Raw genomic sequence first — 23249 nt, forward strand, 5'->3', positions numbered from 1 at the left:
TTTCCAACTACCCGAAGCATCAGGAGCTAACGTTGCTTTTTTCTAATCTACTTAGCCTGTTTTCTAGCTTTCACGGTTTTCTCTAGTTCCTCTACATTCTTCAGCAAGTGAGAGGGAGTATGATTGGCAGGCGCTTCGGTTCGTTTATCAGGAACACGAAGGGGAATGGCTTTTGTATGCAATTGTGCGGGATGTTCATAACCCGTAAGGTTGGTAGAAAGGGAAAATTTATGCCTGCGGAAGCGAAGAACCGTCGCCTGCTTCCATGTCTTCCGGAAAACACGCCCCAAAATTAAGTTATAAAACCTAGCCTAAGAGGTATAGATATCTTTACAGATGTGTAATGTGAAATGTGGAGGTAACTATATGCGTGTTGGTGGGGTAGGATTAGTAATTTTAGCAGCGATTTTATGGGGCATTTCCGGAGGACTGGGCGGCTTCTTAATGGATAAAGGGTGGGATCCCCTGGTCATCTCCTTTTATAGGGGAACAGTGGGTTTAATATGCATTCTTATTTGGTTCTTGTTCAAGCCGACCCGGTGGAATAAGCCGCTGATGTGTTGGTCTATTGTTGCGGGTATTGGAGTAGCAGGGAATTTTATTTTTTACTTTGTCAGTATCTCAGAGGCCAGTATTGCCGTAGCGGCAACATTGATGTATACTGCGCCCATTTTTGTTCTCCTAATATCTTTTATATTCCATCTTGAACAGGCATCATTATATAAATGGCTGGGTATTGGTTTTGTGATGGCTGGAGTTGTATTGCTGACTGAGGTTTACAGCATTGGATCTGATAGCATTACGATGCTTGGACTTGTTACAGGCTTAGGCGCAGGGTTATCGTATGCATTGTTCATTTTTGGTTTTAAATATGCATCCCGCCACGGGCAGCCGCAAGGAATTTTAACGATTGCATTCCTTGTCTTTACTATAATAACGCTGCTTTTCATTGACCGCAGTGAAGCAGCTTCCGTCTTTTACTCACCTGACTTATTATGGATAATTCTTTTAGGTATCTTCGGAGCAGGCTTGTCATTCTTCGTGTATGTAGCAGGGTTGAAACGGACATCACCGACTTCAGCTTCAATCATTGCAATGGTGGAACCGGTCACTGCATCCCTTTTTGGATTAATTGTTCTGAGTGAACTGCTTACAGTAATTCAGCTTGGAGGTATGGCAATCATCTTGGTTACAGTGACCATTATAAGTGTGAAGCAGAGTTGAAGAAAGCACCTCTAGGTTTCACTAAAAATAAGTATAAAGAGACGGCCGACCAAATGGTTGTGGCTGTTTTTTACATTAGAGAAGTATTTTCGATTTTACGATAAGCGAGGGGACGGTTCTTTGCATCCGAGTTTCTCTTTGGCTGCCGGTTACAAAAGGGATTTAAATTCATATGTAGGTATGTATAAAAGTTTAGTAGTAAAGTAATTTTCAAACAAACGTTTGTTTAAATGTATTTTTAATTCAAACATATCAGATGATGCAACTGTTCAGTTAGGATATAACTTTTTAAATAGCTATTTTATTATAGGTTTTGCGTGGGTAGACTTGTATAACCGTTCGTCTATATCCTTCAGTACAGTATCCACTATTTTATTTAAAAGGAAAAAAGGGTTTTGTTAACCGTTTGTTGAAAATTGAATTGATACGTAGTCACACGGTGGAAAAGATGTGGAGCAGTGGAGGCGGTTCTCGCGCTTTCCTCGAAGTTCGAAGGAAGCAGAGAACCGTCCCCTGCTTCCTGAAAATGCTTTTTAACATAAAAAACTGACTATAGAGGTGCAAACGATGCTAACAAAAGAGCAATTACTCCAAATCAAACAACTTCAAGACATCTGTGAAAAAGAAGAAGGATTCGAGCTGAAGCTAAATGTTGATATGCTCGAAAATCGGGATGGTGACAGCAAGGAAGACTTCTTTCATTATGAGGATGGGCAGCTTGTCGGGTTTCTTGGAAGCTACGGATTCGGCAATAAAATAGAACTGACCGGTATGGTTCATCCGGGCTACCGTAGGAAAGGGATTTTTTCTAAATTGTGTGCTATGGCTGTAGAAGAGGAGAAGCAACAAAATGCCAAGATTATCTTGTTGAATGCACCAAACTCATCCCAAACTGCCAAGAAATTTTTAGCCAACATTCCCTGCACGTTTTCGATGACGGAATATCAAATGAAATGGCATCCAACTGACGTATATGAGGATCCTGCTGTGACCATAAGACCATCGGCTTCACAGGATGATTGGGATGCGGAAATTCAGCTTGAAGTGGCCTGCTTTGGATTTAGTGAACAAGAAGCAAGGGAATTTAACCAGCGGATGAGAGAACTAAACGGGGAAGATAAGTTCATTATTGAAGCAGAAGGAAAAATTGCGGGGAAAATCCGTGTATCCGAAACGGAAGGGGAAGCATGGATATATGGGTTCGCAGTCTTTCCGGATCTCCAAGGAAAAGGAATCGGCAGAAAGGCTTTATCCAGAGTCGTCAAAATGAAGAGTGAAAAAGGCTTGCCTATCTTCCTGGAAGTAGAAGCTAAAAACGAGAATGCACTGAGACTATATGAATCTTGCGGATTTAGGAATTACCATTCGCAGGACTATTATCTATATCAAGGCTAGTAAGCAATGGAGGCCGTGAGTCTGTAAGTTAAATAGCTCAATGATTATAATAAAGAAGCATCGGGAACCGTCCCCGATGCTTCATGACTTTACAAACTGGGACAAACGGTCTGATAGAGTGACGTTTACATTGCAGTGTTCTTAGGAAACTTCCATATATGGAGGAAGTTAAGGAGGAGTAGCTATGAAAGATTCGAAGTTTATTTTCTTTGAAAGAAAGTTTCCTAGTGCGAATATCTTAGTGATCAAGGATGAGCTCCCGACCCTTATCGATACGGGGTTTGGTAGTGATGTAATAGAAACAGAGAATTTAGTGAAAGAGGCAGGGGTTGCGCCTGAAGAAATACAGCTCATTGTGAACACGCACTACCATAGTGATCATGTAGGTGGTAATTTTTATTTTCAACATAACTATGGGATCCCGATTGCTGCGCATAAGTGGGAAGGGGGAGTAATCAACTCTCGTGAACCGGAAGCATGCAGTGCAGAATGGCTAGATCAGCCTGTAGAGCCTTATCGGGTTGATAGGCTGCTGTCAGATAACGATGATATACATACAGGAAGCAGAACCTTGAAAGTCTTGCACACCCCAGGTCATACATTGGGGCATATTTCTTTATACGAACCGGAAGAAGAAATACTGGTTTGTGGCGACCTCTTTCATCAATATGATGTTGGATGGTTAAATATTTTTAGGGAGGGCGTATCCTCTATCCAGCGGTCGTTGGAAAGCTTGGACAGGCTATCGGGGCTCCGGATCAGGAAGGTTTATTCAGGACATGGACCGCAAATAGAGAATACGCTGACGGCCATTGATGCAGCAAGGATTAGGCTTGAAAAATGGCTTGGTGAACCAGAAAAAGTGTCGTGGCATGCCTGCAAGAGAATTTTTTCGTTCGCCTTAATCATCAAAAATGGATTGGCGAAAGAAGAGATAAATCCCTATCTCTTAAGCTGTGGCTGGTTCCAGGATTATGCACGACACGCCTTTAAGCTCCAACCAGGAGAATTTGTCCCCAACCTCCTCCACGAAATGGTCCGCTCCAAAGCAGCAAGCTGGCATGGAGAAAGATTAGTTGCCAACGCCCCACATCAGGCACCACCAAAAGAATGGATGGAGAAGCATGTGATGCCGAGGGATTGGAAGCAGTTATAGACATGTGAGAAGATAAGGTATCGGAAGTAATAAAAGCGTTAGAATTAAACATTTAAGAATATGCTTGTAGCAGGAGGGTCCGGTTCTCACGCTTTCTTCGAAGTTCGAAGGAAGCAGAGAACCGTCCCCTGCTACCAAAATATAAAGGAGATACAAAAATGGAAATATTATATTTTGCAGGTGGATGTCTCTGGGGAGTACAAGCATTTATAAAAACTTTACCTGGTGTTACGTTTACAGAAGTGGGAAGAGCAAATGGAACAAGTAATACACTTGAGGGTGAGTATGATGGCTATGCGGAATGTGTGAAAACAGAATTTGATCCTAGTGTTGTAACTGTTGAGAGCTTAATGGAATACTACTTTGAAATAATCGATCCGTATAGTATGAATCAACAAGGACCTGATGTTGGGGAGAAATACAGAACCGGAGTGTATAGTGAAGAGGGTAAACATTTGGAAGAGGCGAGGGCGTTTATTAGTAAGAGAAGTGATTATGACCGCATAGTCGTTGAAGTGTTACCTCTTACAAACTATGTGAGAAGTGCAGAAGAACATCAAGATAGGTTAGCTAGATGTCCGAATGATTATTGCCATATTCCAGAAGAGTTGTTAAGTAAATATAAATAAGTAAATGGAAGCAGAGAACCGTCCCCCTGCTTCCCAGCAATAGCTACAAAAAAGAGACATGTCGCGGGGGCATGTCTCTTTTCCGTGAAGTATAGCATGTGTGGGGAGAACCTGTCTCTTAGTCCCAATTATTTCTTATCCCGATTGGTGGTTTTATGTTTCTCCCCTTTGCTATTGTAAGTGATCCATTCACCGACAGGCTCACCCTTTTCAAAATACCCTGACCGTTTAATTGTTCCATCTGTCCGATACCATTCCCAATAGCCTTCGGGCTGATCGTCTATCATTTTTCCCTTTGACCAGATTGTTTTCCCATTGGCGTGGTACTTGATCGTGTATCCATCTATCACTTCAAGCTCTTTTTCCTTCACACCATTTGGATGAACTAGGTCACATTTTTCATTTTCCATGGTTTACCTCCGATAATAGTATTTTTCATTCTTATCATGAATAACTAGCATTTATAAAGGTTATTTATTCTGGTTGTTAAAATATCCGACCAGATTTATTTTAACATAAAAGATATCAAGGACTTTTAATATGGACGGTGAGTATCTCTAGGCACACTATAAACAAAGGTAAAAAAGGGATTTATTTAACCTCTGTCGAAAAGTGAAAACAGGGAAAACAGAGGGACGGTTGCTTCTGAAGCAATAGAACCACTCCGCGTATTTTCTGAATTCGTGTATGAAACGGTGTGATAATAAGTTGAAAATAGAAGCTGGAGATTTAATTTTTGTTAAAGGGGATTGCTATGCTAGCCCGTTTATTCGATTTTTCTTAAAGTCGAATTACACCCATGTCACGATAGCTCTTGATGAAAAGCATATTTGTGAAGTGGATCTATTTACTAAAATGGCGGTCATTCCGAATACGTATACTGAATTTGATTTGTATCGAATGAAGGGGGATTTGTCGGAACAGCAAAAAGAGGAATTAATTAGTTTTATAAGAAAGAGATGTGATTCCTCTAGAGGCTATGACTGGTGGAGAATTTTTTCGCTCTTGCTTCAGAAATACTTTCGACAAAACATTATTATTCATTCACCCGAACGGTATATTTGTTCAGAAATTATTGATAAGGCATATCAGCATTTAGGAATCGATCTTGTAGAGCACCGCGTAACAGGTGACGTTACGCCGCTAGATTTAATCAGCTCTCCCAAGCTACTCTTGATTGATTCCGTTGTGAGTCAAAGGAATATCCAATTGAGCAAGGAGGAAAATATCAATCTATAAATTCTTCAAGCAATATGTGGGGAAAGAGTGACTAGGTTTTCTAAGCTCAGAGGATGAATTACTAAGATAGTAATTTTTAAACAAACGTTTGATTAAAAAATTTTCAAAATCAGGCAGCTTAATGGAAACGCCTGGCTACATACAAACTAACTTTTTAAAATGCTATACTATCATAATTTTTATAGTGAAAAAAATCAGCAATAGTGAAGGTGATTATATGAACAGGCATCTTTTTCTTTTCGGAGGAGGTCCTCCTTTTATAGCGAATATGGCAAAACAGTTTGCATCAAAAGCATTGGCTGCGGGTTCTCCGGTCTCGATCTTGTTTGTGGAGCGGGAAGGCTGGGAGGAGTATATGCACTGGTACACGCAGGAGCTGGAGCGGTTTGGGGTCAGGGAATTCAATTATTTGCCTCTGCCTTCGACTCCGATTGAAGTGGTGATCGATAGTGTGAGGAACAGTTCCGGGATTGTCATCGGTGGCGGGGATACGAATTTGTATGCGGATTACATCGTGGACACTCCTATTTCGCAAGCTATCAAGGGAAGATATGATGCAGGCATTCCGGTTGCGGGCTTTTCTGCGGGGGCTTTAATCAGTCCGGAGGTTTGTGTGATTTCCCCTAAAGACAATGAGCAGAACGAATTCCAATCAAGAAGAGGCTTGGGATTGGCCAAGGATGTTGTGGTCGCCGTGCACTTTTCCGAGTGGGATGATGAGGATCATTTGAGGAATGCGGTCAGTAGGTGCAACGGATTCAAGAATTATGGGATCGATGAGAACACAGGTGTATACCTTTTGGATGGAGAACTTGAAACCATGGAAGGGAATGGGGTATACACGGTGGAAGATGGGGTTTTGCGGAAATTGAATTAAGCTGAGTCAAGCACAACAGGGACGGTTCTTACGCTTCCTTCGAACTTCGAAGGAAGCAGGAGAACCGTCCCCCTGCTTCGCAATTGATACAGCGGTTCCATATGGAATTTACTTTTTAAATCGCTATTTCATCCAAATTTTTTACTGGGGCAAAGGGGCTATATGAAGAAAATCAATGAAACTTCCCACCCCCTACTAAAGTATTAATAATAAATGGTAAAATAGAGTAATTAAAAAGTAGAGGAGGGACATTCTGAGTGTGGATTTTGCAGCGGATCATGAAAAGCGTGATTAAGACGAATAATTTTGCGATTGTAGTCATTTCTATACTTGTAATTGGGGGCAGTTCTTTTATCATCCATCTGCTCGAGCCGGATACGTTTCCGACGGTTTTTGAGGGGCTGTGGTGGACGATGACGACGGTCACGACGGTTGGATATGGGGATGTGTCTCCGACAACGGTTCCTGGGAAGACCTTCGCGATGTTCTTGTTTATTTTTGGGATTGGACTTGTTGGGGTTTTGATTGGGAAGGTTGTCAATCTTTTGTCATTGTATCAACGGTTAAGGGGTGAAGGGAAGTTGAATAGTAAGAAGACCGATCATTTTATTTTTGTTGGCTGGACAGAGAAGACGGCAAAGACGATGGAAGAGATTTTGGAGGATAATCCGGAAGCGGCGATCGTTTTAATAGATTCCAAGAAAACAAATCCTTGTGACTTAGAGATTGATTTTGTGCAAGGGGATGCGAGTGAGGATGCAGTCTTGATGAAGGCGAATGTCCTGGAGGCAAAGTCTGTGACGATTTTTTCGGATGACACGATTGAGGATGCCTCGCTTTCGGATGGAAAAACCTTGTTAGTCGCATCCTCCGTAGAAAGGCTTTCGAAAATACATAATCGCAACATCTATACGATTGTGGAAATTCGCAAGGAGAAGAGCATACCGAACTTCTCTCATGCCAATGTTGACGAATTTGTTCTTTCTGGAGAAACAGCGTCGCGCTTGATGGCAAAGGCAACCCTGTATAATGGATCCACTCATCTGTTTAGCCAATTAACGAGCAGAATGCATGGCGATAATATTTATGAAATCGCTGCAGATCCTGCTTGGAGCACCTATAAGCAAGCATTCCATGAAATCCTTGAAAAAGGGGCAACCTTACTGTCGAATGGAAAAGATCTGGACATTAACAGACGGTTGGATGAAAAAATCCCAAGCGATTCGAAGCTGTACATCATCTGTGACAAACATACTTATGAAACGAAATTTAAAGTGAGATAAATGGAAAGAGCTCAAAGCAAAGGCTTGAGCTCCATTTTTTTAATACGTTAACGAACTGGCAATAATCCATCCAATGGACAAGGAGAACATCATAAGTAAAACTCCCACAGAGATGCGGTCCTCATTGATGGCATCCTTAATGCTGTAATTGATGGTAACCACTTCTGCCAGCACGTAGAAGACGATTTGTGCGACGATCCCGATTACTCCCCAGATGACCATATCCAGGAATGATACGGAATGTGCAATGGCCGACCCGATGACGAATGCCAGACCTAGAAGCTTTCCGCCCATTACAAGTGCTGCGGTGGTATTTCCTTGTGACACCTTTTTGATTTTTTCATTACGGGAAGTTAAATCAAACAAAAATAATCCAACAAATAATAGAACAAATGCTGTTCCTGCGTATATCCCAAAAGACGCTAAATAGCTGCCCATTTCCACTCACTCCTTCGTATCTTTAAATCCTACAGGCATAAAATAAGATAAATTATCAATAATTTGCTTTCCTAGACGATATCCAAATGCACTGGCTTGTTCATTAACGAGAAAAGCGCCAATCATCATGTGGCCTTCTTTTTCTCCGGTGTTTGTCTGAAACACGATCTTCGGTAAGTCAATATACTCCTGGTACACCTGCACATAATCGACATAGCTGTTGTTGGGATCTTCCTCAACCTTTTCCCCTGATGGAGCATAGATTTTGACGGAATCGCCTTCTCTGCCGAACGTCGGTTTCTCCACATACTTTTTCCCTGCAGCAAGAAACGGTGCGGGCTCTAAGTAGGTGGCGAGAAAGTATTCGCAGATCCACTGGTGCTCCTCCGGGGTAAAATAGTCGCTGTTCTGCTCATGGAGCCCCCAAATAATGGCCTGCACTGCCTTTGATTGAAGCAAAAAGGCACTTAATGGATTGATGATGCTAAGCTTCTTTTGGTGGACCAGCTCCAATAATTGCAGCCCCACGTTCTCCCCGGTGGCCCCATCCTTATCAAGAATGAGGGATTCTATCGGGAATGTTTGCCGGTATAGGACATCAATCCTTCTGCCCTCCTCGTCCAGCAGTGCTTCCCCTTCAATAATTTGGAGCTTATCCAAGGGCACATACTGGGCCGGAAGTTTGCAAAGATTCATTAAATACAACACCGTTTGTTTGTCCTCGAAATTTTCATCATGCGAGGTGAACACGATGTTTGGGAACTCTTTTTTCTCCAATACCTGATAGCTCTCGAAAATTGCATTCTTTACGGCTCTTCCTAGATGTTCCTCTTCATTATCATTGGGATTAAGGCACTGAAACTCCTGGCACACTTCACCATTCATAAGAAATAATTCTTTGATAAAAGTGGGGGTGTCACTATTAATCTCTAATACTTTATATGTATGGTTCGTTTTGACCAGATCCACACGAGAGATAATGGACTCTGCCTCGATGTTTTTGATTTTTAGGAAGGGAATCGTTTCTTTCGGATACCCCAGATCAAGAAGCGTATCCTCATCCAGCTCCCGCAGCAGCCTGGATGTTTTTGAAAATATCCTGCCTACTCGATTTGTCACCGTCCGAATATGCGCTGCTTCCGCTTGTTCAATCTCATAGCATGTGAAAAGTGCATACTCCTGGCCATATAAATTACTCCAGAAAGTAGGGTACTTTGCATAAAAGGTATCTCGTGGTGTCTGATTGGATTGCTCACCCATCTATCTCATCCCCCCGTATAAGAGGAGCCGCTGCCAAAGCCCTTGCTTGGCTTCGTATTTGATTCAAAGGTCGGGCTGTTTCGATAATTCTTATAGGATGAATCGTTTTTCAAGGAGGATTTACTTCCAAAGAAACCTCCGCCGTAATAGTAACTGCGATAAAAACTGGAGGAATCATCATCACATTGATAAACGCCTTCTTCGTTATCCCATTCATACTCATTACAACGATCATCTGTCGGTGCTGGCGGCAGGGTGCTTTCTTCTTCTGCCCCACATCCAGTCATACCTAAAGCAAAAATCGTGGCAGAAACACTTGTTAATACTTTTTTTGTCTTTGTCATGGAGCCTACTCCTTTCCTGCAAATTCAACTAGTCTAATAGTAACAAAAAAAGGAAATAAAAAGGAGAGAGTTTTTAAAAATATAAAAGATAATTATTTTTAAGTTTGATATGATGTCAGTAAATAACAATAACAGGCAGGTGTCACGGATTGGAACTGATTTATTATTTACACGATCGTGGAAGCTACAAACCCATTTATGAATATAAAAAAGGAACCGTCAGCGAGGATGAAATTTACGCAAGACAGCTTTGTACCTACTTCATAAAAAATGGTGTGCAATATAAATTAATATGCAATGAAGGGACTCTAAATAACAGCACCGAAACGCTAACTGTGGAAAGAGATGATCTGGCAAGGGATTTTTATAAGCAAAAAAAGTATCCCGAGGGCATCCACATGGAATTCCGCGAATATCGATACCTTCAGGATATGCCGCTTCTCCATACAGAAGAATTGGAAAGTCATTGGACAGCCATCAAATATTTAATAAAGGATGTTGTTCATCTACCTGGTATTGGCGAATGTCACGTAGACTCCACGGAGATCGATGAAGACCGCCAATGCTATGTCTTTTATGTAGGGAAAATCGTAAAAGAAGGGTAGAGGCTCGTTGCTACCCTTTTACAGCCAAACTTTAACAGAAGTTATTCAGTTGAATGCCTTTGATCATGGAAAGAAAGCAGACAAAAATTATATTATTTTTGTCTGCTCTGATTCTTATATTGAGTAAGCTTCACCGTCATCTGGTACTAAAACATTAGATGAAATTCCTTTTTCATTAGCAAAGCTATTTAATTCCACTCTCGATAGTGTCCAATGGTTTACTGCTTCCATGTGAACAGCGATAATTTTTGCTTCAGGAGCAGCCTTATATACCTCATAGACATCTTCTTTACCCATGACTAGAGAGCCGCCTTCAAAGAATTGGTTATCTCCAGCATTAACAACAATGACCTCTGGCTTGTGTGTTTCGATAACTTCTTGAACTGCTTCATACCACACAGTATCTCCGGCAATATATAATGTTTTTTCTGTTGGGTGTTTGAAAACAACGCCACATACTAGACCAGCAAGTTTTAAGATTTCGCCTCTTCCATGCTCACCTTTTGTTTTTATTAATTGAATACCTTCAAAGACTGTATCTTCCTTTAATACTTCTACATGTTGAAAACCATCGTTTCTTATTTCCGTAGCATCTTCTTCGTTTTGGCAAAACAGCTTCACATTTTTCGGTAATGCTTGTTTAGCAGCATCATCCCAATGATCATAATGTAGATGAGTCAAGATAACGGCATCTATATTTTGAATAACATCGTCATTGGATGTTGGCAAGCTTACCAAAGGATTATTTTGATCTTGTCTTGGTGAATTTGGGAAAGGCGGGAAAGCCCCTTTTTCCGCTAACATTGGATCGATTAAAAACTTTTTACCTGCATAATGAACAATGAGTGTAGCGTTTCGAATTAGTTGTATATTCATATATATTATCTCCTTTTTATTGGAATTTCCTTGGCGCAATGTATATTCTAAACTAAGACCCATTGACAGATACATAGATTAAATAAAGTCTTTTGCCCGTTTGACTTTATTAATGAAAGGAGATAAATAAATGTTGGATAATACGGATATGCGTATCTTAGATGAACTCTCCAAGAACAGTCGGGTTACAATGAAAGAATTGGGCGAGAAGGTCCATTTAACTGGTCCGGCGACGTCAGCCAGAGTGGCGAAATTAGAAGATATGGGGATTATTGAGGGGTACACCATTTTAGTTAATCAAGTAAAAATGGGATATCATGTTCACGCAATCATACATATTTATACAAAAAGTACGAATCATCAACCTTATCTATCGTTCGTAAAAGAACAAAATCGATACGTCATAAACAACTACAAAGTAAGTGGGGAAAGTTGTTATCTTCTCGAGTGTAAATTTCAAACGAATGAAATATTAGATGAATTTTTGACAAGTTTGAGCAATTTGGTAAGCTACAAATTATCAATTATTATTAACAAATAATACATCAACAATGAAGCAAACGAGGAAGGGCTATATGGCTTTAGAAGCGGCTTGATCTATTATAAATCCAATAAATGAGAAAAAGAGTATTCCGCACCGGGAATACTCTTTTTTTACATTCTGGGAAGCGCGGGGACGGATCTCTGCTCCCCAAATGCCCCAATTGCACTGCCCTCCGATTGTCGCATGTACTAAATAATCATTTGAAAAATAGTCGTTTTTTTGTTCCGTGTAACATTGTAAGCGTTTTTTCAATTCTATACGATAGAATTAAGAACTTATTGGAGGGATTCCTTTGAAGGCAGATCTGGCAGTGACAGAAGAAATGATAAAAAAGCTGGAGTTTGTATATGGGACAGATACAGCTGGAAATTTACATGATAAATTATCTAATTTAATGAGTGAATATAGAGAAAAGCTTCCTAAAGCAGAAAAGCCGGTGGAGTTTGTAACAGAAAAGGATTCCGTCCTCATTACCTACGGAGACTCTATTAGAGAAGAAGGCAAGGCGCCGCTTGTCAGTTTACATGGGTTTTTAAAAGAGAATATTGGTGATGCCATTTCTGGGGTACATCTGCTTCCTTTTTATCCGTATAGCTCGGATGATGGATTTTCGGTTATTGATTACTACGAAGTGAATCCAGAGTTGGGAAATTGGGAGGATATTAAGTCTTTATCGAACAGTTACGATTTGATGTTCGATGGAGTAATCAACCACATTTCCGCAAAGTCTGACTGGTTCCAGCAATACTTGGAAGGAAACGAACTTTATAAAGATTATTTTGTTGAGGCGGACCCAAACGGTGACTACAGTAAAGTTACACGTCCAAGAGCGTTGCCTTTATTAACCCAATTTGAAACCGCTTCCGGAACAAAGTATATTTGGACTACATTCAGTAAAGACCAGATCGATTTGAATTACCGTAATCCAGAGTTATTTCTTAAGATTGCAGAACTGCTGCTTTTCTATATCAGCAAAGGGGCAAAGTTGATTCGTTTGGATGCGATAGGTTTTATGTGGAAAGAGATGGGTTCCACTTGTATTCATCTGGAAGAGACACATAAAATCATTCAAATCTATCGAGATGTAGTGGATGCATTGGCGCCAGAAGTTATATTAATTACAGAAACGAATGTGCCGCATAAGGACAATGTCAGCTACTTCGGAAATGGATACAACGAAGCACGCATGGTGTATCAATTCCCATTACCACCTTTAACATTAAATACTTTCTTAACAGGTGACGCTACTCACTTGCAGAATTGGGCAAGCAACTTGGAGGACACTACAGAAGAAACGACCTTCTTTAACTTCTTGGCTTCCCATGATGGAATCGGGGTTCGACCTGTAGAAGGGATTTTATCAAAAGAAGAAGTTGATTTTATGATTGAAAAGGTAACGGCTCATGGTGGAAATGTTTCGTATAAGGATAATGGAGACGGAACGAAGAGTCCTTATGAATTGAACATCAATTACTTTGATGCGCTATCTCATCCAGAAGAGCCGCAAAGTGTACAAGTTAAAAGATTTATCGCAGCACAGTCGATTCTCCTTGCAATGGCAGGTGTTCCTGGAATCTATATGCATAGCTTATTAGGTTCTCGCAACTATTACAAGGGAGTAGAAGAGACGGGCCGTTTCCGTTCTATCAACCGTGAGAAGTTAGATCGACTCCAGTTGGAAACAGAGCTGAAGGATGAAACAACTATAAGGTTTGATGTGTTATCCAAGATCAAAGCACTATTAGAAGTACGAACAAATGAAAGAGCGTTCCATCCTAATAGTCCTCAACAAGTGGTTTTAGAGAACAAGCAAGTTTTTGCACTTGTTAGAACGAACAAAGACAACGTGGAAGAAAAAGTGGTTGCGCTTGTTAACGTAAAAAACGATGAGCAAACAATCGAGTTATCAGCTGAAAATTATGGGTTAACCAAAAATATATTCAAGGATCTAGTGTCCTGTAGAGAATACCCTTTAACAAATGGTAAGCTTTCTCTAACATTACAGGCCTATGAAGCTTTATGGCTTAAAGGATAGGAGGGGTTAAGGTGAAGATGATAGTTGCGCCAGATTCCTTCAAAGGTTCTATTGAGAGTAAGGAAGCGGCAAAAATTATCTCTCAAGCTATTCATGATTTCGACCATACCATAAAGGTGGTCGAAATCCCGATGGCTGACGGAGGAGAAGGTACTGTTCAAGCGTTAATGCAAACACTTGGCGGCGAAGAAATTACTTGTGACGTGGAAGATCCGTTAGGGAGAAATATAAAAGCTAGCTACGGATGGATTGCTTCAGAAATGACAGCCATTATTGAAACCGCTTCCGCCTCCGGATTACCTCTACTGACTACGGAAGAACTGAACCCATCGCTTACTTCCAGTTACGGTACAGGCCAGCTTATCAAGGATGCTCTTGATCGGGGGGTAAAGAAGATGGTTATCGGTCTTGGTGGCAGTGCCACAGTGGATGGAGGAGTTGGTCTTTTTCAGGCACTTGGTTTAAAAGCTCTTGATAGCAAGGGGAACGAGCTTGGAAGGATTGGTGGTAGGTTAGGGGAAATCCATGATCTTGACCTTAGTAATCTTGACAAGAGAATAAAAGGTGTAAAAGTTCTGGTTGCATCTGATGTCACAAGTCCACTCTTAGGCCGGACAGGTGCAGTTTATATATTTGGCCCACAAAAAGGAATCATCCCTTCTCAGCTTCCAGCTTTTGAAGAAAATATGAAGCATTTTTCAGAAGTGATGAATAGGGTGGTGCAGAATGATTGCCGCCTCCTTCCTGGTAGTGGTGCAGCAGGCGGAATTGGTTTTGCTCTTCAGTCATTGATGGACGTGGAGTTCCAAAGTGGACTGGATCTAGTGGTGGAATGGAGCAGGTTCCGTGAACAATTGGAAGGTGCACAACTCGTCATTACGGGAGAAGGGAAAATTGATGGACAGTCCATACTAGGAAAAGTTACCGTCGGACTTGCCCGTATTGCGAAAGAAAAAGGAATACCGGTTGTCGCGCTTGCAGGTGGCATCGGAGAGGAGACCGATAAGTTACAGGAAGAAGGGATAGAAGCTGTGCTGTCGATTGTAGATGGTCCCATGCCGGTGGAAGAAGCGATGTTAAACGGTCAGGCATTATTATATAAAGCAACGAAAAGAATGTTACATCTAATGGAAATAGGAAAGAACCTGAGAGGAGTTAAAGGAGAATGAACAGTTTTACTACGATTGATTTCATTGTGCTTATTGTATATGTAGTAGGTATCGCGATATTTGGTGCTTTTTTCGGGAAAAATCAAAAAACTACGAAAGATTACTTTTTAGGTGGCCGTAATATTCCATGGTGGGCAATCGGACTTTCCGTTATGGCGACCCAAGCCAGTGCCATTACATTCATTGGTGCTCCGGGCTGGGGTTATTCCGGTGGATTGGAGCGAATGAACACATTCATTAATGTTCCACTTGTTATGGCATTTTTAATGGTTACCTTTGTGCCGTTCTTTTATCGAACAGAAGTATATACCGCCTACGAATATTTAGAAAAGCGTTTTGATACGAAGACCCGTTCTTTAACAGCAGGTTTGTTCCTGGTGGCACGCGGTCTTGCAACAGGGGTAGTCCTTTACGCTCCGGCCTTGGTGTTATCCGTTGTCACAGGGTGGGATGTTACCATCACAATTATTCTAATGGCTATTATTGCGGTTGCATACACCGTACTTGGAGGAATTTCTGCTGTTATTTGGACAGACGTTGTGCAGATGTTTGTGCTTTGGTTAGGGGCAGGCATTGCGATCTTTACGATCGTTGGACAAGTTCCAGGCGGATTCTCTGGTGCGTTAGCATTAGGTTCAGATGCAGGTCTCTTACAATCATTAGATTTTTCCTTTGATTTATCGGTTGAATATAGTATCTGGGCAGGAGTGATCGGAGGATTCTTCTTGCATGCAGCGTACTTTGGAACAGACCAGAGTCAAATTCAACGTGTATTAACGAGCAAGTCACTCAAAGAAAGCAAAATGTCCTTAATTATCAGTGGATTATTCATGTTTCCACAAATGTTATTATTCTTATTTATTGGTATTCTGTTATTTGCTTTCTATGCAAATGTAGGGGATCCGAATGTGGAGAACTTAAATGAATTGTTCCCATTATTTGTTGTAGAATATTTGCCGGTTGGTATTTCGGGATTAATTATTGCAGGAGTTTTTGCAGCAGCGATGTCTAGTCTTGATTCGGCATTGAACTCGTTATCAGCTGTGACGGTACGTGACTTTTATGCAAAGTTCTTCAAGAAAAATGCCTCTGAATCTCACTATCTGAAAGCCTCTCGTTGGGCAACAGTATTCTGGGGGATTTACGCAACCATCTTCGCCTTTTTTGCAGGAAATCTTGGACCGGTAATTGAAACAGTTAACAAGATCGGATCCTATTTCTACGGAGCCCTATTAGGAGTATTTGTTCTGGCAATCTTTTTTAAGCGAGCAAATGGAACAGGAGCTTTCGCAGGTGTCATCGCTGGTATGGCTTCGGTCTGGGCGGTAACGACGTTCGCTAGCATCTCTTGGCTTTATAACAATGTAGTAGGAGCAGTGGTTGCCATTGCAGTAGGCTATGCTGTAAGCTTACTATTTAAAGCCCCAGAAAAAGAGAAGCTTGATGGACTAGTGTTCCAAGCAAAAGAGGAAGAAGTTCAACAAGTATTAGCAGATCGCCAACGTTCCGCTGAAAGCATTGAGGAAGCGGAAGGAGAGAAACAAATGAAGAAATGGCCATATATCATGATTGCCTATTTCTTCGTAACACTGGTAATTTTGTATCTAATCCAATCCATTTAAGGTGTGAGTGTATATGAATTCGTTTTTCTTAGCTTCATCCGTTTCTAAAAAACAGGCAGTGCAAGCTATCCAAACCTATCAAAATAACTGGATCACCAAATGGCAATCTCTATTTGGCCAAAAGAAGGAACTGACTTCCATCGAATTGGTCTATCTGCCATACTGGTGCTACGATTACGAGTATACGAGCCTTCAAATGAGAGAGCCTATCCAAGGGAAAGTGGCAGTGGAAACAGGAAAGCAGCTTACGGCAATTTTGCCTTCATCGGCAAACTTGCACCTTTTGGATGCGAATGAAACCTTACCATTGCTTGATTATATGGGCCAGCCTGAACAAAAAGTGGCCGAAGAAGCCATCTATTGGGAAGCATTTACAAGAGAAAAGAAGCGAAAAGATATTCAAGTCACTATCACCCATACCAACCTACTATACGTTCCATATTGGATCGGGTATGTGCAAGGGGAAAAGGTGGAACCGACTATAGTGGATGCCACTAGCGGAAAAGTGGATTTAGGAATAAAAGATGCTATCATAATGGCTCTGATACAGGGCAAAGCGTCATAAATAATGGCTGTCTTCTCAAACTTTACGAAAAGCGCCTTGTAAAAACACCTAAATAATAAACCAGCGTGAACCTTAACGGAGAGCGCTGGTTTTTTGTGTAATTGTGACTTGGGAAGTTTTTGTTTATAGTGGAGGAAAGAAACAAGTAAGGAGTATAATATGGCGGGACTTTTGGAAAAACAGGCTCAACAAATCGTCCATGAAATGGAAAAAATTATTGAGAAAAATATAAACATCATGAACAATGACGGCATCATTATTGCGAGTAAGGATACAAATCGAATTGGAACCTTTCACGAAGGGGCACGCAATGTAATTGAAAAGGGTTTACCTGTTTCGATATACCCTGACGATACACTGCTAGGCTCCAAACCGGGTGTTAATATGCCGATATTTTTTCATGATGAGCTTGTTGGTGTCATTGGGATCACCGGACAGCCGGATGAAGTGGAGGACTTTGCAAAGATCATTCAAAAGATGACGGAAGTAATGGTAAAAGAAGCGTATGTGAGCAAGGAGCTGAATCTAGAAAAACGTGCAAAGGAATTGTACATACAAGAATGGATGCAAAAGCAGTGGGAAAATAAAGAAGCTTTTCAACTAAGGGGACAGACTCTGTCTATTAGGACAAAAAAACCAAGACAGGCTTTCCTTATAAGAGCTGAGCTGCCTCACTCCACTAATAAAGGGGAAACTGAAGTTTCCAGGCAAGAAAAGATGAGTGATCTGCTTAAAAAGATGCAGCAGGTTCTTGTCACAAGTAAAGATGACCTGATTACTCTATGGAAATCCAATCAAATCCTTTTGTTAAAAGTTAAAGAAGACACTGCTACTCCAGAATGGTATGAGCATTTGAAAAGGACGTTGAGTAATCAAGCCGGTTCTTTCGGTAGACTTGTATGCGGAGTAGGTAGAATTTATGATGGGCTGGAGGAGACAGTCAAGTCCTTTGAAGAAGCAGCATTGGCCTTAAGGTTCGTAGATCGAAAACAAAACCAACTGTTGCATTTCAAAGATTTGGGAGTTGAATCTATCCTGCATGAAATCCCTGAAGAATCCATGCAAGACTTTATAGAACGATTCTTCCCATTTATTAATGACCCTGAGCACCAACAATTAGTAACTACCCTCAAAGTATTTCTTGAAAATGACCAAAGCATCGCAAAAGCAAGCGAAGCCTTGTTTATCCATAAAAATACCCTTCAATATCGTTTGAGGAAGATGAAGGAATTCACTGGTTATGATCCGAGGAACTTCAAAGATGCAGTGTTGTATTGGATTGCGGTGAATTGGGTAGAGTGAGAGGTTCGGGGAAGTGCGGGGACGATTCTCTGCTTCCTTCTGCTGGTTATGAAACGGGAATAAAGGAAAATGACAAATGAAGAATTAAGTACTTTTCCGCGAGATTTATAGGGGAAAGAAAATAGAGTAGTTTACTAAGAACCGTCCCTCTGAATGATAATGGTATGGTAATAAATGTGAGGATGATAAGATGCAGGGTTCAATAAATATATTAATAATTGAAGATGATGAAGATATTAATCGTTTGCTTTGTAATATTGTGAGCAAGAGTGGGTATTCACCTAAGCCAGCATATTCAGGTACGGAAGCAATGATTTATCTTGAAAGCGAGAAATGGGATATGGTCCTTATTGATCTTATGCTTCCTGGATTATCTGGTGAAGAAATTCTGGAGAAGGTAACAAGAAAGAGTAATGTTCCTGTCATTATTATATCGGCAAAGCTGGAAACACAAACTAAAATAAATGCCTTAAGGGCTGGTGCGGATGACTACATAACAAAACCTTTCGATATTGAAGAGGTTTCTGCCAGAATTGATTCTTGCCTAAGAAGATATCGTGATTTAAGGGCTGTACCAACAGGCAATCAGGTTTGCCATAAAGATATTGTGTTGGATACGGATACAAAAATAGTGAAGGTGAATGGGAAGGTACTCAAATTAACCGCGCGAGAATATGAGATATTACTATTAATGATGTCTTCCCCGAATAAGGTCTTTACCAAAGCGAATCTGTTCGAGAGTGTTTGGAATGAAAAGTTTTATGGAGACGACAATACGATTAATGTCCATTTGAGTAATATCAGGAATAAGCTCTCTAAGGCCAATCCCAATGAAGTGTACATTGAAACGATTTGGGGAATGGGGTACATGCTTAAAACTTAAGGTTTTCTTAAGAATTAACTTAAGACTTTCTTATGTTTTCCTTCTTAAAGTATAAGTGTGTTCAAAAGCAAAGTTTTTGAACAAGTTAATTGATCTAGGAGGGAAAACTTGTTGAATGAATATGTTTTAAAAACTAACCAATTGTCTAAGAAATATCAAAATAAAATGGCGCTTAATAAAGTGAGTGTAACGATAAAAAAAGGATCTATTTATGGTTTTATTGGACAAAATGGTGCTGGAAAATCAACGTTAATTCGATTGATTACAGGACTAGCCTATCCAACAACAGGAACATTTGAATTGTTTGGGAAAAATAGTGATCGAGAGTTAATTGAAGCAAGAAAGCGAATTGGAACAATAATTGAAGGTCCTGCTTTATACCCGCAAATGACAGCGGCTGAAAATTTGGAAACGCATCGGCTTTTAAAAGGAATACCAGGGAAAGAATGTATTGGCAAAACTCTTAAGATAGTAGGATTACATGATACAGGGAAAATGAAAGCAAAGAATTTTTCTTTAGGGATGAAACAGCGTCTAGGGCTTGCGATCGCTTTATTAGGAGATCCGGAATTTTTGATTCTTGATGAACCTATTAATGGATTAGACCCTATGGGAGTAGTTGAAATTCGAGAATTATTAAAAAAGCTTAACCAAGAGTATGGTATTACCATTTTAATCTCAAGTCATATTTTAAGTGAACTACATTTATTAGCTACACAGTATGGAATTATTCATAAAGGAGAATTGTTAGAGCAATTATCCGCAAAAGAACTGAAGGAAAAGTGTCAGCAGTACTTGCATATAAAAGTAGATAATCCAAACAAAGCTGCAACAGTGATAGAAAGTCACTTGGCAACGCAAGAGTTTGAAGTAATGCCAGATGGGACCATGAAGCTGTTTGCCTATGTAGATGTACCTGGTAAAGTCTCCAAAATCTTAACCAATGAAGGATTGGTAATCGAAGAATTTATGCCAATGGGAGAAGATTTAGAAACGTACTTTAGTAATCGCGTTGGAGGGGTGCAGCATGGGTAATTTACTGAAAACAGAATGGTTAAAATTGAAGAAGGATCGATCATTTCGGTTCCTAACATGGATGTTACTCGCAGCTGCAGTTTTGTTTCCTCTACTTGAATTTGATAATGGTTCTGTTGGCCTGCCTACGGTAAAGGATTTTTATTTGGAAAGTGTTCTTGGTACCCATGGGAATATCGTCAAGCTTATTCCTAGTATTTTAGCTGGATTTTTTATTTCTAGCGAATACTCCATGGGCACGATGAAAAGCATCGTTTCTTCTGGGAATAGTAGGGTAAAAATATATTTTGCTAAACTTATGATATTCTCGGTTGGAACCATTATTATCTCATTAATATTACCTATTTTTATGACTTGTGCCAGCGCGATTTATTTTGGTTTTCAAGAGATGCCTGAATGGACATACTACTTCCAAACGGTAGGTCTTATTATATTGTACGGGGCAGCCTTTGCGTCCATTATGGCGGTCTTTTCTATCCTGTTCACTGACAGTGGGAAAACGATTGGATTTCTACTTCTGTTTTTTATATTTGTTGACTGGCCACTGCAAGTTTTAGCGGCAAAAGTGCCAATTTTTGAACCTATTTTATATCATTCTGTTTTTAAGTTAATTTACGATATTATCATTGTTAACACCTTACAAAGTGGAGAAGTGTTAACCCTTGTAGTTGTTCCGATTGTAACATTCTTTGCATTCGGGGCTTTAGGAAGCTTTATTTTTCAAAGAAAAGAAATTAAGTAATGATGAAGTGGGTGAGGTCATATGCTCTATTTATTCCTAACTGTTATGATAGCTTTCGTATATGTCCTCGCTCGTTTGTATCTGCTGAAAAAGGAAATAAAAAATACAACTCGGCAACTCCATCAATTAAACCAAAATAAAACAGCTAAGAAGATAGATATTAGCTATCATGATAGTGATTTTGAGGAATTAGCAAAGGGAATAAATAACCAAATTGATTTAACGAAAAAGAAAGAGGCAGAAAAACGCTCGACTGAAAACGAGTTAAAGCAGGCCATATCTCATATTTCTCATGATATTCGTACCCCTATGACCTCGATAATGGGGTATATTCAATTTCTGGAATCGGAAGAAATAAGTAGTGAGATGAAAAAGGAATACATCGCTACGATAAAAAATAGCGCAAGACGGTTAAAGGTTTTACTAGAGGATTTTTTCGAACTATCGATTATAGAACAAGCGGATTATCCATTAAAAATGGAGAAGGTTAGGTTTAATGATTTAGTTTTAGAGGCACTGTTTGGCTTTTATGAGGAGTTTAATAAGAGGCATATAGAGCCAGCAATCCATATTCCTGAAGATGATATTATTATGTTGCTCGATTCCTCGGCTGCCAAAAGAGTCATAGAAAACTTAGTGGTTAATGCAATTAGATACTCTAGTGGAGAAGTTATTATTCTCCTTAAAAAATGTAAAACTTCCCTTCAACTTAAGGTTTCAAACTCTGTTGATGCGCTAAGTGAAGAAGAAGTAAATCAAATGTTTGACCGTTTTTACAAGGCTGACCTGACAAGGACTGGGAAAGGTACCGGACTAGGTTTACCGATTGCTAAAAGCTTGATGGAAAAAATGAACGGAAATATTTATGCTGAGTTACAGGGTAATCAATTAACTATGATTTGTGAATGGGAATTATAAAGGGAAGCAAGGGTACGGTTCTCTGCTTACGATCTGCTCTAGGCTGCTGTTTGCAGAAATGTTTTTAGATTTATAGAAAGAACAGAGATGGTTAAATGTTTATTAGTTAAATGTTTATTAGTAAAGTGATTTTTAAACAAACGTTTGATTAATTCGATTCCGTGAATCAGGCAGCTCATGGTATACACCCGGCTAATAGAGAATTAACTTTCTAAAATGTTATATCATCAAAATTTATATATGGGAAGTAGTTGAAAGTTTGTCGCTATCAGCTGAAAGATAGCCCTTTACCCTCTGAGGTATCGGGCTTTTTCCGTTTTTCCAATTATCCCTACTACAGTCTCAACATGATCCATAAGTATTGTTTAAGGAAAAACAGGGATTTATTTAACCTGTGTCGAAAAGGAGAGCGGAGGGATGGTTCTATTGTTTCCGAAGCAGTTGAACCGCCAAGCGAAGCTTTCAGGAATTGTATTTTAAAAGGTGTGATAATAAGTTGAAAATTGAAGCAGGAGATTTATTATTTGTTAAAGGGGATTGTTATGCAAGTCCTTTTATTAGGTTTTTCTTAAAGTCAAATTTCACCCATGTAACGATAGCTTTCGATGAAAAGCATATTTGTGAAGTGGATCTATTTAAGAAAATGGAAATAATACGCAATCCGTATACTGAATTTGATTTGTATAGATTTAAGAATGGTTTATCGAATCAGCAAAAAGAGGAATTAGTAAGTTTTTTAGAAAAGAGAAGTTATTCTTCTAGAGGGTATGACTAGTGGAGAATTGTTTCGCTCTTGCTACAAAAATACTTTCGACTAAATATTATTATTCATTCACCCGAACGTTATGTTTGTTCAGAAATCATTGACAAGGCTTATCAGCACTTAGGAATCGATCTTGTAGAAAACCGTGTAACAGGTGATGTTACTCCTCTTGATTTGATAAGCTCTCCCAAGCTTTGCTTGATCTATTCGGTTGCTGATCAAAGGAAGATTCTTTTAAGCAATGAAAAAAATATCAATCTATAAATTGGAAGGGTCCATTATAAAGAACTTTGAGAAAGAGCAGGGGATGTTATGGACTTAGTAGGATTTAGATGAGTAAAAAGA

At 39.9% G+C, this 23249-nt stretch carries 24 protein-coding genes; 19 read left to right on the forward strand and 5 right to left on the reverse strand.

Annotation, left to right across the window (positions count from 1 at the left end; translation table 11 throughout):
- Nucleotides 1-366 precede the first annotated feature (366 nt).
- The 4 genes from ACQCT5_RS00715 (at nucleotide 367) to ACQCT5_RS00730 (ending at nucleotide 4404) form a co-directional block, all read left to right on the forward strand.
- Nucleotides 367-1224 (forward strand): DMT family transporter, encoded by an 858-nt coding sequence (locus tag ACQCT5_RS00715; protein ID WP_499637834.1) that lies wholly within the window; start codon nucleotides 367-369, stop codon nucleotides 1222-1224.
- Nucleotides 1225-1791: 567 nt separating this feature from the next.
- The gene (locus ACQCT5_RS00720; RefSeq protein WP_499637837.1) at nucleotides 1792-2619 is read left to right on the forward strand and encodes a GNAT family N-acetyltransferase; all 828 of its coding nucleotides are present in this window, start codon (nucleotides 1792-1794) and stop codon (nucleotides 2617-2619) included.
- Between the two features lie 184 nt (nucleotides 2620-2803).
- Nucleotides 2804-3775, forward strand: a complete 972-nt coding sequence (locus ACQCT5_RS00725) for an MBL fold metallo-hydrolase (RefSeq protein WP_499637840.1) — start codon at nucleotides 2804-2806, stop codon at nucleotides 3773-3775.
- 158 nt (nucleotides 3776-3933) lie between these two features.
- Nucleotides 3934-4404 carry a peptide-methionine (S)-S-oxide reductase gene (locus ACQCT5_RS00730; RefSeq protein WP_499637843.1) on the forward strand — a complete coding sequence of 157 codons (471 nt, stop codon included), beginning with the start codon at nucleotides 3934-3936 and terminating at the stop codon, nucleotides 4402-4404.
- 128 nt (nucleotides 4405-4532) lie between these two features.
- Here the strand turns inward: ACQCT5_RS00730 and ACQCT5_RS00735 are convergent, their stop codons facing one another.
- A complete protein-coding gene (locus ACQCT5_RS00735; RefSeq protein ID WP_499637846.1) occupies nucleotides 4533-4814 on the reverse strand; it encodes a toxin-antitoxin system YwqK family antitoxin in 282 nt (93 codons plus the stop codon).
- Between the two features lie 298 nt (nucleotides 4815-5112).
- Here ACQCT5_RS00735 and ACQCT5_RS00740 point away from each other — a divergent pair, with 298 nt between their 5' ends.
- The 3 genes from ACQCT5_RS00740 (at nucleotide 5113) to ACQCT5_RS00750 (ending at nucleotide 7803) form a co-directional block, all read left to right on the forward strand.
- Nucleotides 5113-5643: a hypothetical protein gene (locus ACQCT5_RS00740; protein ID WP_499637849.1), complete on the forward strand. Its 531-nt coding sequence runs from the start codon at nucleotides 5113-5115 to the stop codon at nucleotides 5641-5643.
- 217 nt (nucleotides 5644-5860) lie between these two features.
- On the forward strand, nucleotides 5861-6520 hold the full coding sequence (locus ACQCT5_RS00745; protein ID WP_499637852.1) for a Type 1 glutamine amidotransferase-like domain-containing protein: 660 nt from the start codon (nucleotides 5861-5863) through the stop codon (nucleotides 6518-6520).
- A 257-nt stretch (nucleotides 6521-6777) separates the two neighbouring features.
- Nucleotides 6778-7803, forward strand: coding sequence for an ion channel (locus ACQCT5_RS00750; RefSeq protein WP_499637855.1), 1026 nt, complete (start codon nucleotides 6778-6780; stop codon nucleotides 7801-7803).
- 39 nt (nucleotides 7804-7842) lie between these two features.
- Here the strand turns inward: ACQCT5_RS00750 and ACQCT5_RS00755 are convergent, their stop codons facing one another.
- The 3 genes from ACQCT5_RS00755 to ACQCT5_RS00765 are packed head-to-tail and all read right to left on the reverse strand — an operon-like array spanning nucleotide 7843 to nucleotide 9845.
- The gene (locus ACQCT5_RS00755) at nucleotides 7843-8241 is read right to left on the reverse strand and encodes a DUF350 domain-containing protein (protein ID WP_499637858.1); all 399 of its coding nucleotides are present in this window, start codon (nucleotides 8239-8241) and stop codon (nucleotides 7843-7845) included.
- 6 nt (nucleotides 8242-8247) lie between these two features.
- Nucleotides 8248-9501, reverse strand: coding sequence for a glutathionylspermidine synthase family protein (locus ACQCT5_RS00760; RefSeq protein ID WP_499637861.1), 1254 nt, complete (start codon nucleotides 9499-9501; stop codon nucleotides 8248-8250).
- Nucleotides 9502-9506: 5 nt separating this feature from the next.
- The gene (locus ACQCT5_RS00765) at nucleotides 9507-9845 is read right to left on the reverse strand and encodes an aminotransferase yhxA (RefSeq protein ID WP_499637864.1); all 339 of its coding nucleotides are present in this window, start codon (nucleotides 9843-9845) and stop codon (nucleotides 9507-9509) included.
- Between the two features lie 149 nt (nucleotides 9846-9994).
- On the opposite strand from ACQCT5_RS00765, the gene ACQCT5_RS00770 reads away from it, so the two are divergent.
- Nucleotides 9995-10450: an RNA helicase gene (locus ACQCT5_RS00770; RefSeq protein ID WP_499637866.1), complete on the forward strand. Its 456-nt coding sequence runs from the start codon at nucleotides 9995-9997 to the stop codon at nucleotides 10448-10450.
- Nucleotides 10451-10564: 114 nt separating this feature from the next.
- On the opposite strand, the gene ACQCT5_RS00775 is transcribed toward ACQCT5_RS00770, so the two are convergent.
- Nucleotides 10565-11326: an MBL fold metallo-hydrolase gene (locus ACQCT5_RS00775; protein WP_499637869.1), complete on the reverse strand. Its 762-nt coding sequence runs from the start codon at nucleotides 11324-11326 to the stop codon at nucleotides 10565-10567.
- A 130-nt stretch (nucleotides 11327-11456) separates the two neighbouring features.
- Between ACQCT5_RS00775 and ACQCT5_RS00780 the strand changes: the two genes are divergently transcribed.
- The 11 genes from ACQCT5_RS00780 to ACQCT5_RS00830 all read left to right on the forward strand — a co-directional run bounded on the left by ACQCT5_RS00780 (nucleotide 11457) and on the right by ACQCT5_RS00830 (nucleotide 22916).
- On the forward strand, nucleotides 11457-11867 hold the full coding sequence (locus ACQCT5_RS00780; RefSeq protein ID WP_499637872.1) for an Lrp/AsnC family transcriptional regulator: 411 nt from the start codon (nucleotides 11457-11459) through the stop codon (nucleotides 11865-11867).
- 295 nt (nucleotides 11868-12162) lie between these two features.
- Nucleotides 12163-13905: a sugar phosphorylase gene (locus ACQCT5_RS00785; protein WP_499637875.1), complete on the forward strand. Its 1743-nt coding sequence runs from the start codon at nucleotides 12163-12165 to the stop codon at nucleotides 13903-13905.
- Between the two features lie 17 nt (nucleotides 13906-13922).
- Nucleotides 13923-15074: a glycerate kinase gene (locus ACQCT5_RS00790; RefSeq protein ID WP_499639069.1), complete on the forward strand. Its 1152-nt coding sequence runs from the start codon at nucleotides 13923-13925 to the stop codon at nucleotides 15072-15074.
- Entirely contained in the window at nucleotides 15071-16696 is a 1626-nt protein-coding gene (locus ACQCT5_RS00795; protein WP_499637878.1) for a sodium:solute symporter family protein, read from the forward strand. The genes ACQCT5_RS00790 and ACQCT5_RS00795 overlap by 4 nt, the downstream gene beginning before the upstream one ends.
- A 13-nt stretch (nucleotides 16697-16709) precedes the next feature.
- Nucleotides 16710-17261: a hypothetical protein gene (locus ACQCT5_RS00800; RefSeq protein ID WP_499637881.1), complete on the forward strand. Its 552-nt coding sequence runs from the start codon at nucleotides 16710-16712 to the stop codon at nucleotides 17259-17261.
- A 159-nt stretch (nucleotides 17262-17420) separates the two neighbouring features.
- The gene (locus ACQCT5_RS00805; RefSeq protein WP_499637883.1) at nucleotides 17421-18563 is read left to right on the forward strand and encodes a CdaR family transcriptional regulator; all 1143 of its coding nucleotides are present in this window, start codon (nucleotides 17421-17423) and stop codon (nucleotides 18561-18563) included.
- Nucleotides 18564-18753: 190 nt separating this feature from the next.
- Nucleotides 18754-19446, forward strand: coding sequence for a response regulator transcription factor (locus ACQCT5_RS00810; protein ID WP_499637886.1), 693 nt, complete (start codon nucleotides 18754-18756; stop codon nucleotides 19444-19446).
- Between the two features lie 111 nt (nucleotides 19447-19557).
- A complete protein-coding gene (locus ACQCT5_RS00815; protein ID WP_499637889.1) occupies nucleotides 19558-20481 on the forward strand; it encodes an ABC transporter ATP-binding protein in 924 nt (307 codons plus the stop codon).
- On the forward strand, nucleotides 20474-21223 hold the full coding sequence (locus ACQCT5_RS00820; protein WP_499637892.1) for an ABC transporter permease: 750 nt from the start codon (nucleotides 20474-20476) through the stop codon (nucleotides 21221-21223). Before ACQCT5_RS00815 ends, ACQCT5_RS00820 begins: the two co-directional genes overlap by 8 nt.
- Before the next feature lie 21 nt (nucleotides 21224-21244).
- The gene (locus ACQCT5_RS00825; RefSeq protein WP_499637896.1) at nucleotides 21245-22141 is read left to right on the forward strand and encodes a sensor histidine kinase; all 897 of its coding nucleotides are present in this window, start codon (nucleotides 21245-21247) and stop codon (nucleotides 22139-22141) included.
- A 496-nt stretch (nucleotides 22142-22637) separates the two neighbouring features.
- Entirely contained in the window at nucleotides 22638-22916 is a 279-nt protein-coding gene (locus tag ACQCT5_RS00830; protein WP_499637899.1) for a hypothetical protein, read from the forward strand.
- Nucleotides 22917-23249: the final 333 nt, after the last annotated feature.

Source organism: Sutcliffiella halmapala, from assembly GCF_050107295.1.
Lineage (GTDB): Bacteria > Bacillota > Bacilli > Bacillales > Bacillaceae_I > Sutcliffiella_A > Sutcliffiella_A halmapala_A.